Genomic DNA, 13,963 nt, shown 5'->3' with positions numbered 1-13,963 from the left:
TTCAGGATACGCAGTACATGGATAAACGTTTCGAGCCCCACGCCCGTCTGGCAGCCATCATCTTTTTGTTGATCGGCTGCTTTTTCGTCTTGCGGCCCTTCCTCGCCGCCATGCTGTTTGCCGCCTGCGTGGGCATTTCCAGCTGGCCCCTGTATCTGCTCCTGCTCGAACGCCTGAAAGGCCGGCGCAACTGGGCCGCCGCCATCATGACCCTGTCCCTGATCCTGGTCATCGTGCTGCCGCTGGCCCTCGTCACCTACAACCTGGCCGACAATGTGTCGCGCATCTATGAACAGCTGCGCGCGGCGCTGGAATCGGGCGGCCTGCATCCGCCGGCCTGGCTGGCCAGCATTCCCGTGGTGGGCGAAACCATCGACGGCTATGTGCAGCGCCTGCTGGCTGACCGCGAGGAATTATTGAATTTGGGTAAGACCATGCTGGAACCGGCGCGCCACTTCCTCGCTTCCGGCGGCATCCTGCTGGGCACGGGCCTGGCGCAGACCAGCCTGGCCGTGTTCGTCAGCTTCTTCCTCTACCGCGACGGCCAGCAGCTGAGCCGCGCCCTGATGACGGGCGCCGGCCGCATCATCGGCGACAGCGCGCCCGGCGTGGGCCTGACCATCAGCCGCACCGTGCGCGGCGTCATGTACGGCTTGCTGGGCACGGCGCTGGCGCAAGCGCTGGTGGCGGTGGTGGGTTTCCTGATCGCCGGCGTGCCGGCCGTGGCGCTGCTGGGCGTGGCCACCTTCATCTTTTCGCTGATCCCCGTGGGCCCGCCCCTGATCTGGGGCGGCGCCGCCATCTGGCTGTTTACCGACGGGCAGACGGGCTGGGGCATCTTCATGCTGGTGTGGGGCGCGCTGCTGATCAGCGGCGTGGACAACGTGGTCAAACCCATGCTGATCAGCCGCGGCAGCAGCTTGCCCTTCCTGCTGGTGCTGCTGGGCGTGCTGGGAGGCGTGCTGGCCTTCGGCTTCGTCGGCATCTTTATCGGCCCGACCCTGCTGGCGGTACTGTACAGCTTGCTGCAAACGTGGACGGTGGGCGAAACCACCGTGCCGCAGGGTAAGGATACGCTTACCTTGAAAAAAGATTAATCGCGCAAGTCCGCATCGAGGTCGCGTTCCTGTTTCGGGATCACCTTGATCAGCACGATGCGGGGCCCGTTCATCTTCTTGACGACGATGTCGAAGTCGACGAAGGTGATGCGCTGGCCCTGCTTTGGAATATCTCCCAGCTTGACCATGATCAAGCCGCCCACCGATTCCACGTCGTCCAGCCCCAGTTCCTCGTTTTCGATATCGATGCCGAGGATGCGTTCGAGCGAGAAGATGGGCAGGCTGGCCTTGCCGATCAGGGTGCCGTCGCTTTGCTTGAGCCAGTCGTTTTCATTGCGGCGGAATTCATCGCGGATTTCACCGACCATGGCGCCGAGCAAGTTATCCAGGGTGATGAACCCCAGCGGGCGCTTGCCCTTTTCGCCGATCAGGGCGAAGTGGGGCGCGCCGTCGCGAAAGCGGCGGAACAGTTCCAGCGCCGGCGTGCGCGCGGAAATGACGTCGACGGGACGCAGGAAGGGCGTGAGCGAGGTGATCGGTTTACCCGCCTGCTGGGCAAAGAACAGGTCCTTCAGGTGCACCACGCCCAGCACGTCGTCTTCATTCGTGTCGAAATACGGGTAGCGGCTGAAGCGGTTGCGCAGCACCGTGTCGAGGTTTTCTTCCAGCGTGTTGGACGCGTGCAGGGCGATCACTTCATTGATCGGGCGCATCAGGTCCGACACCGTCATTTGTTCGAAATCAAGCGACTGCGCCAGGATGTTGCGCTCGTCGCGCGTAAATTTCTCGCCCGGCTGGCTGGTGCGCAGGATCAGTTTCAGTTCTTCGGACGAATAATGGGCGTCGTGGCCGCCCTTGCCGGACAGGCCCGCCAGGCGCAGCACCCAGTTGGCGCTGGCGTTGAGCAGGTAGATGGCCGGGTACATGGTCCAGTAAAAGCCGTACAGGGGAATCGCGCTCCACAGGCCGACGGCTTCCGGGTTGCGGATGGCCATCGATTTGGGCGCCAGTTCGCCTACGACGATGTGCAGGAAGGAAATCACGCTGAAGGCGACGACGAAGGACACGCCGTGGATCAGCTCTTGCGAGGTGACGCCGATGGCGCCGAACAGGGGCTCGAGCAAGCCGGCGAAGGCCGGTTCGCCGACCCAGCCCAGGCCCAGCGACGCGAGGGTGATGCCCAGCTGGCAGGCGGACAGGTAGGCGTCCAGCTGGCCATGCACCTTGGCCAGGATGCGGCCCCGCAGCCCCTGTGTCTTGGCGATGGCGCGGATGCGCGTGCGCCGCAAGGTGACGATGCCAAACTCGGCGGCAACAAAAAAACCGTTCAGCGCGACCAGGAAGAGGGCGAGCAGGACTAGCAAGACATTGTGCATGGGGGCGCTGAAGATGGGCTGTAAAAACGACATCTTAAACGACGAAGGGCGCCATAGCCTAATTTAGCCGCGCTCGCCGCCCGTGCAGGCAGGCGGGCGCGGCAGGTTTTTCACGCTCGTTCAGCCTTTGGCCGCCGTTTGCGGCCCGCCGCGCATGGCAAACACCATGACGGCCGAGACCACCGCCGGGATGGCGACGACGAGGAAAATCGTGCTGTTGGGCCAGTTCAGGCGGATCAGTTCGCCACCGAGCACGGGGCCGATGATGGAGCCGATGCGGCCCACGCCCAGGCTCCAGCCGATGCCCGTCGAGCGCAGGGTGGTCGGATAGTAGCTGGCCGCCAGGGCGTTGACGGCCGGCTGGCCGCCCACCACGCAAAAGCCGGCGATGAAGATCGTGATGAACAGGAAGGCCAGCGACACGTCCGGGCGGCCGATCAGGGCAATGGCGACTGCGGCGACGAGGAAGCAGGGCAGCAGGATGCGGCGGAAGCTGGAGCGGTCGATCAGCTGGCCCATGACGAGGGTGCCGATGGTGCCGCCCACCTGCAGGGCCGTGCCGGCCAGCACGGCGTTGGCCGTCGACAGGCCCGCTTCCTTGGCAATCGTCGGCAGCCAGTTCGACAGGAAATACAAGTTCAGCAAGTTCATGAAGTTGATGACCCACAATAAAATCGTCATCTTCGCGCGGCCGCCCGTAAACAATTGCAGCACGGGCGCGCCCTTGTGTTCCTTCTCATGCACGACGTATTGCGTCTCGGCCGTGATGCTGACCGTCGGGTCGATGCGCTTGAGCCACTTGGCGACTTTATCCAGCTTGCGTTTCTTCAATACCAGGAATTGCATCGATTCCGGCAGCAGGAAGAACATCAGCACGCCGATCACCAGCGGCACCACGCCGCCCACGTAAAACACGGACTGCCAGCCGAACGCGGGAATCAGCGCGGCGGACAATAAACCGCCCAGCACGGCGCCCAGGGTAAAGCCGCACGAGACGAGCATCATCAAGGTGACTTTCTTACGCAGGGGGCTGTATTCGCCGGCCAGCGCCATGGCGTTCGGCATCACGGCGCCCAGGCCCAGGCCCGTGATGAAACGGATCAGCTGCAATTGTTCGATGGTGGTGGCCAGCGGCGTGACGAGCATGCACAGCGAAAAGAAGATGGTCGAGCCGATCAGCACGGGACGGCGGCCGAACTTGTCGGCCGTGATGCTGAAGACGAGCGAGCCGACCAGCATGCCCAGCAAGCCCGCGCCGAACACGGGCCCCAGGTTGGCTTTGCTCACGTACCAGTCGGCAATGATGGCGGGCGCCACATAGCCCATCGCTTGCACGTCGAAGCCATCCATGATGACGCACAGCCCGCACAGGATCAGCATGCCGATCTGGAAGGAACCGATCTTGTTGTTGTTGATGAGATCGGGAATATCGATCGTCTTGCCTGCCGTGGACATGGTGCCGCTCCTGTTTTTTTATGGTGGTCGCGCCCTGCCGGCGAGGGAGGGGCGCGTGTTTGTCTCAGGCTTCATTACAATCGCTTTTGATTAATTATTCAAACGTTATTTTCGAATGGATTTATCAGGTTTCCTTGTGAATCTTCGGCTGGCCCTGGATGGCCGCGAGGATGACGTCGAGGGCCGGATGCATGATCTTGCGCTCGTTGGAAATGACGTAAAACTGCTCGCGCAGGGACGAGGCGTCGCCCACCAGCACGGCGCCGAATTGTTCTTCGATATCGGCCGCCAGGCTGGCGGAGGCGAAGAACAGGCCCAGGCCCTTGCGGCCGAACGCGTTGAGCATGGCGTTGTCCTCGAATTCGCCGACCACGTCGGGACGCACGCCTTGCTGCACCATCCACTCGTCGATGCGCCCGCGCAAGGCGTTGTTGCGCGCGGGCAGTAAAAAGGGTGCGCCGTGCAGGCTGTGCGGGAAATTGTCGCGGTACTGGGCGGCCAGCGCGGGAATGCCGAACAGCTTCATGGCGCTCTCGCCCCACAGGTGGCTGGACACGCGCAGGCTGGCGCCGGCCGGCACGGCGCGGTCCGTCAACACCAGGTCCAGCTTGTGCAGGGCCAGGTCGGCCAGCAAGGACTCGAATTCATCTTCCAGGCACACCAGCTTGACGGGCTTGTCCAGGCTGCGCGTGGCGTCGAGCATGCGGTACGCCATCAGTTTCGGCAAGGAATCGGAAATGCCCACCGTCAGGCGCATCTTTTCCGCGTCGGTGTCGGCCAGCGCTTCCTGCATCTGCTCGCCCAGCAGGAAAATCTGGTCCGCGTAGCCGAGCGCCAGCCGGCCCGCTTCCGTCGGCACCAGGCGCCGCCCCTGCGGCTGCAGCAGCGACTTGCCCAGCTCCTTTTCCAGCAGGGCCAGCTGGGTGCTGATGGTTTGCACGGCCAGTCCCAGCCGTTCAGCCGCGCGCGTCACGCCGCCTTCCTTGGCGACCACCCAAAAGAAGTACAAATGGCGGTAATTGAAACCGGTGGTTTTCATCGCTGCATCCTCTATCTTCTGTTTTTACGAAGTAATACTTCCATTATCTTCTATTTTTAAATGTGTCACACGTCCCTATACTACGTTCCATTGAATTTGGATAAAGGGGAACTATCGATGAAACATTTCAGAGTGTCATTTTTAGTGACATTTATCTGCCTGGGCATTTCCGCCTGGTGGGGTTACACGCACGGCGGCGTGCAGACGATGCTGGCGGCGCTCGGTATCGCGGTGATCCTGGGCGTGATGGAAGTCTCGCTGTCGTTCGACAACGCGGTGGTCAACGCCTCGGTGCTGAAGAACTGGGACAAGTTCTGGCAGGGCTTGTTCCTGGGCGTCGGCATCATCATCGCCGTCTTTGGCATGCGTCTGGTGTTCCCGCTGGTCATCGTGGCGCAAGCGGCCGACCTGGGCTTGATGGAAGTATGGAATCTGGCACTGAGCAATCCTGAACAGTATTCGATGCACCTGACGAATCACCATGCGGAAGTGGCGGCCTTCGGCGGCATCTTCCTGCTGCTGGTGTTCCTGAACTTCCTGCTGGACTCGGAGAAGGAAACGCACTGGCTGGGCCGTATTGAAGAAAAACTGGGCGCGCTGGGCAAGATTTCGTCGATTTCCGTGATGATCGCGCTGGGCACCCTGATGGCCAGCCTGTCGATGATCGAAGAAGGCCAGAAACTGGTGGTGCTGACGGCCGGCCTGTGGGGTATTTTGACCTACGTGGGCGTCGATGTGGTCAGCGGCTTGCTGGAAGGTGATAACGGCGACGGCAACGTGGGCGACATCGTCAAGCGCGGCGGCATTGGCGGCTTCCTGTACCTGGAAGTGCTCGACGCCTCGTTCAGCTTTGACGGCGTGATCGGCGCGTTTGCCATCACCAAGGATGTCGTGATCATCATGCTGGGCCTGGCTATCGGCGCGATGTTCGTGCGTTCGATGACGGTGTTCCTGGTGCGCAAGGGCACGCTCGACGAGTTCGTTTATCTGGAGCACGGCGCGCACTATGCGATCGGTATCCTGGCCGTGATCATGTTGGTCAGCATGAAGTTCCACATTCCCGAGATTTTCACGGGTCTGATCGGCGTGGCCTTCATCCTCGCCTCGCTGTGGTCGTCGATCCGCTACAAGCGCAGGATGGCCCTCGAAGAAGGCCGGCCGGAAGCGCTGGAAGCGGTCAAGGCAGTGTAAAGAATGCGCGACAAACGACTACACCCGTTTGTCGGCAAGTTGTAGCAAGCGTCGCCGCCGGCCTGGGGAGTCAGGCCGGTGGAGGACGCCAGGTGTTTGGTCTTACACAACCCACATAGGAGTAATACATCATGGCAATCAGTCTGCAAAAAGGCGGCAACGTCAACCTGAGCAAGGAAGCCCCTGGCATTTCGAAGATGATCATCGGCCTGGGCTGGGATGCCCGCGCCACCGACGGCGCCGCGTTCGACATCGACGGTTCCGTGTTCCTGCTGAAGGCCGACGGCAAGGTTCGCGCCGACGTCGACATGATTTTCTACAACAACCTGAAATCGAGCGACGGCTCCGTCACCCACTCGGGCGACAACACCACGGGCGCCGGCGATGGCGACGATGAAACCGTCGTCGTCGACCTGGCCACGGTGCCAGCCGAGATCGACAAGATCGCCGTCTGCGTCACGATTCATGATGCCGAAGCGCGCAAGCAAAACTTTGGTATGGTATCGAAGGCGTACGTGCGTTGCGTGAATGCCAACGGCAACACGGAAATCGCCCGCTTCGACCTGTCGGAAGACGGTTCGGCGGAAACGGCCATGGTCTTCGGCGAAATCTACCGCAATGGCGGCGATTGGAAATTCAAGGCCATCGGACAGGGATATAAAGGCGGCCTGGGCCCCCTGGCAGCGTCGTTCGGCGTCGGCGTCTAAGGTAACCACACCAAACCTACTGCGCGGTGCGCTTTGCGGCCGGCGATGCTCACCGTACTAAAGTACGGTTGCGCTTCTCAGCCACAAATCACATCCGCTCGCTACGGTTTTGTGCGGTACCGTTACGCTGCATTAAGGGTGGTTCACTATGTAGACCGCCGCCATCACCATCATCGTTGAGGAAGGAATAGGTATGCCAGTTTTCAATATTACCGGGGACGTCGACCCGTTCCTGCATGTGTCGCTTGCCAAGGGCGAGAAGATTTATTGCGAATCCAATGCGATGGTGATGATGGAAACCAATCTTGAGCTGAAAGGCAAGATGACGGGCGGCATAGGCGCCGCGCTGATGCGCACCTTTGCCAACGGGGAATCGTTCTTTCAGCAGCATATCGAGGCCATGCGGGGCGACGGCGATTGTCTGCTGTCGCCCACCTTGCCCGGCGCGATGCGGGTGCTCGAGGTTGGCGCCCAGCAATACATGATCAGCGACGGCGCCTTCGTGGCGGCCACGTCTGGCGTGGAATTGAAGGTGCGCACGCAAAGCCTTGGCAATGCGCTGTTTGCCCAGAGCGGTGGTTTTTTCATCACCGAGACGGCAGGCAGCGGCCAGTTGGCGGTATCCGGTTTTGGCGCGATGTCGATACTCGAAGTGACGCCTGGCAAGGACGTGGTGATCGATAACTCGCACGTCGTGTGCTGGGACAACCGCCTGCAATACGAAATTTCCATGACGACCGGCAGCAGCGGCGGCTTTCTGGGTAACCTGATCAACAGCCAGACCAGCGGCGAGGGCATGGTACTGAAGTTTTCAGGCACGGGAAAAATCCTCGTGTGTTCGCGCAACCGCGCAGCCTTCCTCGCCTGGACCCAAAGCAAGCCGGCGTAATCAAGCAGTAATCAACCAAACAGGAGCTATGCGTATGTCTGTCAATTTGAGCAAGGGCCAGAAGATTTCTCTGGACAAAGAAGCTGGTACCACCCTGACCCGTATCACCATGGGCCTGGGCTGGGATGCGGCCAAGACCAAGGGTTTCCTCGGTTTCGGTTCGAAGACGGAAGCCGTCGACCTGGACGCTTCGTGCGTCATGTTCGATGACAACAAGAGCACGTCCGACATCGTCTGGTTCCGCCAGCTGAAAAGCAAGGACGGCAGCATCGTCCACACGGGCGACAACCGCACGGGCGCGGGCGATGGCGACGACGAACAGATCAATGTCGATCTGTCGAAAGTGCCGGCGCACGTGAAGAGCCTCGTCTTCACCGTCAACAGCTTTACTGGCCAGAACTTCTCGCAGGTGGAAAACGCCTATTGCCGCATCTTGAATGCCAGCAATAACCAGGAAGTCGCGCGTTTCAACCTGTCTGTGCAAGGTTCCCACACGGCACAGATCATGGCCAAGCTGTACCGCCATAACGGCGAATGGAAGATGCACGCCATCGGAGAAAACGGCAACGGTCGCACCTTTGACGACTTAATGCCCCAAATTTCCGTGCATCTATAAAGGTCTGGCCAAATCTGCTGCGCGCCGCGATTTGCGGCCTGTGATGCTCACTGTGCATTCGCACAGCTGCGCTTCTCGGCCGCAACTCGCATTCGCTCGCGACGATTTTGCCAGACTTTATTAAGGAGCAGTACGCAGCGGGCGGGGGACGGACCGGATACCGGCCTTTGTCCGCTGCTCTATATTGAAGGAGAGTATGTCGTGATGCGATTGCTGATAGCCTTGCTACTTCCGTGTCTCACGTTTTTCATGCTGGGGCGCCCGCTGGCCGGTGCCGCCGCCTTGATCTTGCAGTGCACTGTGATCGGCTGGGCGCCGGCGGCCCTGTGGGCCCTGTACACGGTGAACCAGCATAAGACGGAGCAGGAACTGGAAGGTGCGTTAAGCCGCAGCTACATGCGCAGGCGTAGTCGGTTGATCTAAATCAACCGGGCGCCAGGTATCCTTGCGCTAAAGCCCGCACGAGCGATCGTGCGGGCTTTTTTGTGCGCGCTCACTTCTTGCAGCGGATCGGCACGTTCACGGAATTGCCGTCCGAACTCAGATTGCGGTACTGCAAATCTTCGCTTTCGATGGCGAAGCGGGGCACGGCGTGGACATAGCGCTGCTTGCAGACGGTGTCGTCATTGATCAGCTGGCCTGCCAGCATGTAGTCGCACAGGGCGAAGCGCGATTCCTCATCGTCGAGGATCAGCACGCGCGCGGCGCTGTACAGGGCCGATTGCAACACTTCCGGGCTGCAATTTTCCGGGCCCGTCAGCTTCAGATGGGTTTTCGTCTGCGTGGCCAGCCGTTGCAGCTTGACGAGGGCGGCGCGCTCTTCCTTGCGGGCACTGTCGACGTGCACGTCTTCGCTGGCCAGGCGCAGCGCCAGCGAGGCAATTTGATCGATGGAAATGTGCCAGGCAAAGCCTTCCAGCCGCGTGCGGATCTGGCCCGGCAAGGGATCGGCCGCATCGACTTCGCAGCGGTACTGGCCCAGGTGGGGGCGGCACAGCACGGGGATGGCAAAGGCCGAGGTGCGCTTGCTCTTGACGAATTTCTGGCTCAGGTCGCCAAAGTTTTCATGCGTGATGGTATCGAAGCGGGCTTGGCCAAAGCCCATCTTGACGAGGTTTTCCTTGCGCTGGCGCGAAAACAGGGCGTCGACGGCGTCGTAGATATTCTTGTTGAAGATGCGGTCCAGCGGCTGGCGCTCGTCCGACATCTTTTCAAACACGGCGCTGGAATTGGGCGCGTTGGCATCGATGGAAATGAGGATGAAGGGCTTGCTGTTCAGGCGCGGCGGCACGACGGCCATGTCGTTGCCGTACAGCTGAGTCAGGGCCACGTCCCACAGGGTTTCCACGCCCAGGTTGTCGGCCGCGCCGCCGTCGAACAGGTGCACGTAGGACGGCGATTCGCGCGACTCGGAACCGAGTTCCGGCACGAAACTGTTTTTCGGACGGAAACGCTCGAAGGTGACAGAATCGAACACGCCGGGAAAGGCGGCCGAGGTGGCTACGGCTGTTGCCAGGCGGATATCCTGGATCGGCGAATGCAGGGTGCTGTAGAAATACTCGTAGGAAAACACCACGCGCTTGCCGCCATCCGTGGCGTCCGTCGCGTTGGCCAGGAAGATGGGGCCGCCGTGCGGCAAGTCCTGGTAGGTTTTCTTGTCGTACAGCACATCATCCAGCACGTCGGACAGGAACGAGGTGCGCGTCTTGTTCGTCAACAACATCGTCGTCAGGTTGGCGGGTTTCAAGATGGTCTGGCCAAAGAAATCCGTTTTCAGCTTGCTGCGCAGCAAGGGCCAGTCCGTCTGCTTGCCATGCAGCGCATAGTAGCCGCCCGCGATGGCGCCGCCCGAGACGCCGGAAATGGCCGAGGCGCCGCTGACGAGGCCGAACTGCTCCAGCTGTTCCAGCGAGGCGGCCGAGAAATTGGCTGCACGGCTGCCTCCGCCGGACAGGGCGATGCCGATGAAGTGGTCGTTGGGCATGGGATTCTGGATGCGTGCCTTGGGCGCGTCGATGCGCAGGCGCGGGGTTTCCTGCACGGCAAATGTGCGGTTTTCGACGCCGCTGTTGGGGCGCAGGGCGAGTACCGTGCAGCCGCTCAGCAGCGCAACGAGGATAAATGGGGCGAACAAACGTGGATGCATGCGTGATCTGTGCGTAGTCAGGGGTTGGGATACGGACGGAAACGTGTGCGATTCTAGCAAACCCGGCAACAATCAGCTATTCAGCTGATAAGCGGACAGGGCAGCGCTGCTGCGCGCCCAGGCATGGCCCGTGCGCCAGCACGCCCAGAGCCAGCGGCCACAAGCCATCGTCATTGATCTGCATCAATGGTGGAGCGTCCGCTGGCAGCAGGACCGCCGGAGCGCCTCTTGGTGGCGTAGCTTAATGCCGCAGCATCACGCCGATGGCGATGCAGGCCACGATCGCCAGGCTCATGGCGAGGCTGTAGGCGACCATCAGCAGCAACCAGCGGCAGACGGTGGCGAGTTTGCCGCTTGGATACACGCGCCACATGGCCCAGGGCAGGTAGGCCAGCAGCCAGGCGCCGAGCACGAGGCGGACCAGGTCGACGGGGATGAGGAGCATCAGCGCCATCGTGATGAAGGCGAAGGCATTCGTATGCAAGGCGAACAGGAAGTGCTCGCCATAGCGCCGTCCACTGCCCAGGTAGAGGATTTTCAGGAACAGGGCGAACAGCGGCATCAGGCAAAACATGGCGTACGGCGCGTAATGGAAAAAGCTTTCCACCACGAGTTTTTGTTTCTCGGCCGTGGGCAGTTGCTCAAAGTCTTGCCATTGGCGCGGCAGGGTGGGCGTCTGGCCCAAAATGCTGACCTGCATGGCCGACGTCTGGTTTTCCGGAGCTTGGCGGGGGCCATGGGCGCCTACCTGGGCTTGCTGGTCGTGGACGGTGAGGAACATGTCGGGGCTGCTGAACTTGAGGATGGCAAAGAACAGGATGCTGAAGGTCAGGTAGACGCGCAGCGGCTCGACGTAGCGCACGCGGCGTCCCGCGAGGTATTCGTTGCTGAGTGCGCCAGGGCGGAACAGCAGCAGGGCCAAGGTACGCCAGAGCTTGCCTTCGAGCGCCACATAATGGGCGATAAATTCATGCAGGAATTCGCGCGCGCTGGGCATGTGCACGGCCGTTGTCTGGCCACAGGCGCTGCAGAAGTTGCCTGGCGCATCGGTATGGCAGTTATGGCAGGTGCTGGCGGGATGCGTGCTGGATGACACTGTTTTCAAGATGGACTCTTTCCATGGCCGAAAGGTAAAGATGATCGCTCAAGGGCGCAGCATATGATGAATGAAAACAATGATAAAAGCGCATTTTTTTCGCGTTCTAGTTGCTTCCGAGATACAAAATCCTGCGCCGGTCAGGCGCCACGGAAGGCGGCCAGCAGGCGTTGTTCACCGGCCGGCGTGAGGCGCAGGGCGCGGCTGTCGAGTTCGCGCTCGGCCCAGCGCTGGCGCAGGGCCAGCTGCAGCAGGGCCGCCCCCAGCGCGCCGCCCAGATGGGCACGCCGTTCGCTCCAGTCCAGGCAGGCACAGGCGAAGCGGCGGCGCAGGCGCTGCAATTGCGGCACGTCGATGCCCAGGGCCGCCATGCCAGCCGCGCCCGCTTCCGACAAACGATATTCTCCGCCATCGTCCAGCAGCCAGCCTTGCGCGCGCAACTGGTCATGCAGGACGACGGCCACCGTGCCGGCCATGTGGTCGTAGCAGGTGCGCGCATGGCGCAGGCGGTCCGGCGTGGTGGGCGTAAACGGCGTCGCCGCCACGCCGGCCACCACCAGCAGCGCTTCGAGGGCCTGGCCCACCTCCATGCTGGCCAGGCGGTAGTAGCGGTGCTTGCCCTGCGCCAGCATCGACAGCAAGCCGTCGTCGCGCAGCCGGCTCAGATGGGCGCTGGCCGTCGAAGCGCCCACCTCGGCCAGCGCCGCCAATTCCGTGGCCGTGCGCGCATGGCCGTCGAGCAGGCTGCACAGCATGCGCGCGCGGGCCGGTTCGGCGATGGCGCCGGCCAGTTGCGCCAGTCCCATGTCGGCCGTGCGGGCTTGATGCTTGTCATCCATGATTCGTCCGTTAGCGAAGTGTTGTGGTGGAAGGGCCAGCATACTCTGCTCCCTACCTCACTGCAATGGAAGCCGCATGCCGCTCACCGATTCTGTTACCGACCCCGTGGACCCTTTCTCTGCCGTCACCCACGCGGCGCCGTACGATTACTATCGCCGCCTGGCGGACGGCCCGCCGCTGCGATTCGATGCGCAGCTCGACTGCTGGCTGGCGACGGGCGCGGCCGGCGTGCGCGCCGTGCTGGCGCATCCCGCCTGCCGCGTGCGGCCAGCGGACCTGGGCGTGCCGCACAACCTGGCGGGCACGCCGTGCGGCGCGATCTTTGCCGAACTGGTGCGTATGAACGATGGCGAACGGCATGCCTTGCCAAAACAGGTGCTGGCGCGCGCGCTGGGCCAGGTGGATATGGCGCGCTTGCAGTGGCGGGCGCTGCACCTTGCCGGCGACCGGGTGCCCGGCAGCGCCGCCCAGCTGAACGATGCACTGTTCGAGCTGCCCCTGTTCGCCATGGCGGACTTGCTGGGCTTTGCGCCAGCGCAATGGCCGGCGCTGGCCGCCTGGACGCGCGCTTTTGTCGCCTGCCTGTCGCCGCTGAGCAATGCCGAGCAACTGGCCGGTGCGCAAGTGGCGGCCGAGGCCTTGCTGCAAAGTTTTGGCCGTCTGCTGCGCGAGGGCGACGTGAAGCCCGGCAGCATGCTGGCCGCCATCGTGGCCGAGGCGGATGCCTTGGGTTGGCAAGCGTCGGGCGGTGTGCTGGCCAACCTCGTGGGCTTGCTGTCGCAGACGTGCGACGCCACGGCCGGCTTGCTGGGCAATACCATCGTGGCCTTGCGCACGCAGCGGGATTTGCTGCCGCAACTGCGCGCCGCGCCCGAGCTGTGGCCAGCCATGCTGCGCGAAGTCAGCCTGCGCGATCCCGCCATCCACAACACGCGCCGCTACACGGCGGAAGATACGGAGTGCAATGGCGTGCGCGTGCCGGCCGGGCAGATGATTCTCGTCGTGCTGGCCAGCGCCGGCCAGGCGGAGTCGGGTTTTGGTCATGGCCGCCACGTTTGTCCGGGCCAGGCCATCGCGCTCGCCATCGCCACGGCCTGTCTGCAGGCGTGGGCCGGGGCTTTGGAAGGCTTGCCACTGGCGTGGCGTTATCTGCCGTCGCTGAACGCGCGCATCCCCGTGTTTGCGCAAGGAGAAAACGCATGATCGCCGTGATTTTCGAGGTGTGGCCCAGCGCCGCAGGACGCCAGCAGTACCTGGACCTGGCAGCGTCCCTGCGGCCCCTGCTCGATGAAGTGGACGGTTTCATTTCCATCGAGCGCTTCAGCAGCCTGAGCGAGCCAGGAAAACTGCTGTCGCTATCGTTCTTTCGCGATGAGGCGGCGCTGGCGCAGTGGCGGCAGCTGGAAGCGCACCGCGCGGCGCAATCGGCCGGCCGGCACGGCGTGTTCGACGATTACCGGCTGCGCATCGCCGCTGTCGTGCGCGATTACGGCTTGCTGGAGCGGCAGCAGGCGCCCGAAGACAGCCAGCGGCGCCACGATGCCTAGCCT

At 62.3% G+C, this 13,963-nt stretch carries 14 protein-coding genes; 8 read left to right on the top strand and 6 right to left on the bottom strand.

The genetic code is table 11. The features are described from left to right. Window positions 1-17 precede the first annotated feature (17 nt). A complete protein-coding gene (locus O3299_RS25675) occupies window positions 18-1,097 on the top strand; it encodes an AI-2E family transporter (protein ID WP_099665455.1) in 1,080 nt (359 codons plus the stop codon). Here the strand turns inward: O3299_RS25675 and O3299_RS25670 are convergent. The 3 genes from O3299_RS25670 to nhaR form a co-directional block, all read right to left on the bottom strand. Further along, complete coding sequence (locus O3299_RS25670) at window positions 1,094-2,434, bottom strand: hemolysin family protein (protein ID WP_099668233.1); 1,341 nt, start codon at window positions 2,432-2,434, stop codon at window positions 1,094-1,096. The two genes, O3299_RS25675 and O3299_RS25670, sit on opposite strands and share 4 nt — an antisense overlap. A 120-nt stretch (window positions 2,435-2,554) precedes the next feature. Next, complete coding sequence (locus O3299_RS25665) at window positions 2,555-3,889, bottom strand: MFS transporter (RefSeq protein WP_305063496.1); 1,335 nt, start codon at window positions 3,887-3,889, stop codon at window positions 2,555-2,557. 124 nt (window positions 3,890-4,013) lie between these two features. Further along, window positions 4,014-4,928 carry a transcriptional activator NhaR gene (nhaR, locus tag O3299_RS25660; protein WP_289919597.1) on the bottom strand — a complete coding sequence of 305 codons (915 nt, stop codon included), beginning with the start codon at window positions 4,926-4,928 and terminating at the stop codon, window positions 4,014-4,016. A gap of 117 nt (window positions 4,929-5,045) precedes the next feature. Between nhaR and O3299_RS25655 the strand changes: the two genes are divergently transcribed. From O3299_RS25655 to O3299_RS25635, 5 genes are all read left to right on the top strand, one after another. Continuing rightward, on the top strand, window positions 5,046-6,119 hold the full coding sequence (locus tag O3299_RS25655; protein ID WP_305054605.1) for a DUF475 domain-containing protein: 1,074 nt from the start codon (window positions 5,046-5,048) through the stop codon (window positions 6,117-6,119). Window positions 6,120-6,250: 131 nt separating this feature from the next. Then, window positions 6,251-6,826, top strand: coding sequence for a TerD family protein (locus O3299_RS25650; protein ID WP_070222543.1), 576 nt, complete (start codon window positions 6,251-6,253; stop codon window positions 6,824-6,826). A 193-nt stretch (window positions 6,827-7,019) separates the two neighbouring features. After that, a complete protein-coding gene (locus O3299_RS25645; protein WP_251351058.1) occupies window positions 7,020-7,715 on the top strand; it encodes a TIGR00266 family protein in 696 nt (231 codons plus the stop codon). A gap of 34 nt (window positions 7,716-7,749) precedes the next feature. Beyond that, entirely contained in the window at window positions 7,750-8,331 is a 582-nt protein-coding gene (locus O3299_RS25640; RefSeq protein ID WP_099665451.1) for a TerD family protein, read from the top strand. A gap of 204 nt (window positions 8,332-8,535) precedes the next feature. Further along, on the top strand, window positions 8,536-8,754 hold the full coding sequence (locus O3299_RS25635) for a hypothetical protein (protein WP_034784905.1): 219 nt from the start codon (window positions 8,536-8,538) through the stop codon (window positions 8,752-8,754). 70 nt (window positions 8,755-8,824) lie between these two features. Here the strand turns inward: O3299_RS25635 and O3299_RS25630 are convergent, their stop codons facing one another. From O3299_RS25630 to O3299_RS25620, 3 genes are all read right to left on the bottom strand, one after another. After that, a complete protein-coding gene (locus O3299_RS25630; protein ID WP_289913642.1) occupies window positions 8,825-10,477 on the bottom strand; it encodes a patatin-like phospholipase family protein in 1,653 nt (550 codons plus the stop codon). A 241-nt stretch (window positions 10,478-10,718) separates the two neighbouring features. Then, window positions 10,719-11,573 (bottom strand): DUF3667 domain-containing protein, encoded by an 855-nt coding sequence (locus O3299_RS25625; protein ID WP_305063555.1) that lies wholly within the window; start codon window positions 11,571-11,573, stop codon window positions 10,719-10,721. Between the two features lie 140 nt (window positions 11,574-11,713). Next, window positions 11,714-12,412 (bottom strand): helix-turn-helix transcriptional regulator, encoded by a 699-nt coding sequence (locus O3299_RS25620; RefSeq protein WP_305063495.1) that lies wholly within the window; start codon window positions 12,410-12,412, stop codon window positions 11,714-11,716. A 76-nt stretch (window positions 12,413-12,488) separates the two neighbouring features. On the opposite strand from O3299_RS25620, the gene O3299_RS25615 reads away from it, so the two are divergent. Next, window positions 12,489-13,616 (top strand): cytochrome P450, encoded by a 1,128-nt coding sequence (locus tag O3299_RS25615; RefSeq protein ID WP_305063494.1) that lies wholly within the window; start codon window positions 12,489-12,491, stop codon window positions 13,614-13,616. Further along, window positions 13,613-13,960, top strand: a complete 348-nt coding sequence (locus O3299_RS25610; protein WP_305057751.1) for an antibiotic biosynthesis monooxygenase — start codon at window positions 13,613-13,615, stop codon at window positions 13,958-13,960. Before O3299_RS25615 ends, O3299_RS25610 begins: the two co-directional genes overlap by 4 nt. Window positions 13,961-13,963 lie beyond the last annotated feature (3 nt).

This window comes from Janthinobacterium sp. SUN176 (assembly GCF_030587335.1).
Lineage (GTDB): Bacteria > Pseudomonadota > Gammaproteobacteria > Burkholderiales > Burkholderiaceae_D > Janthinobacterium > Janthinobacterium kumbetense.
The sequence above is the reverse complement of the archived record's forward strand: the minus strand, read 5'-3'. Positions and strand labels throughout refer to the sequence as shown.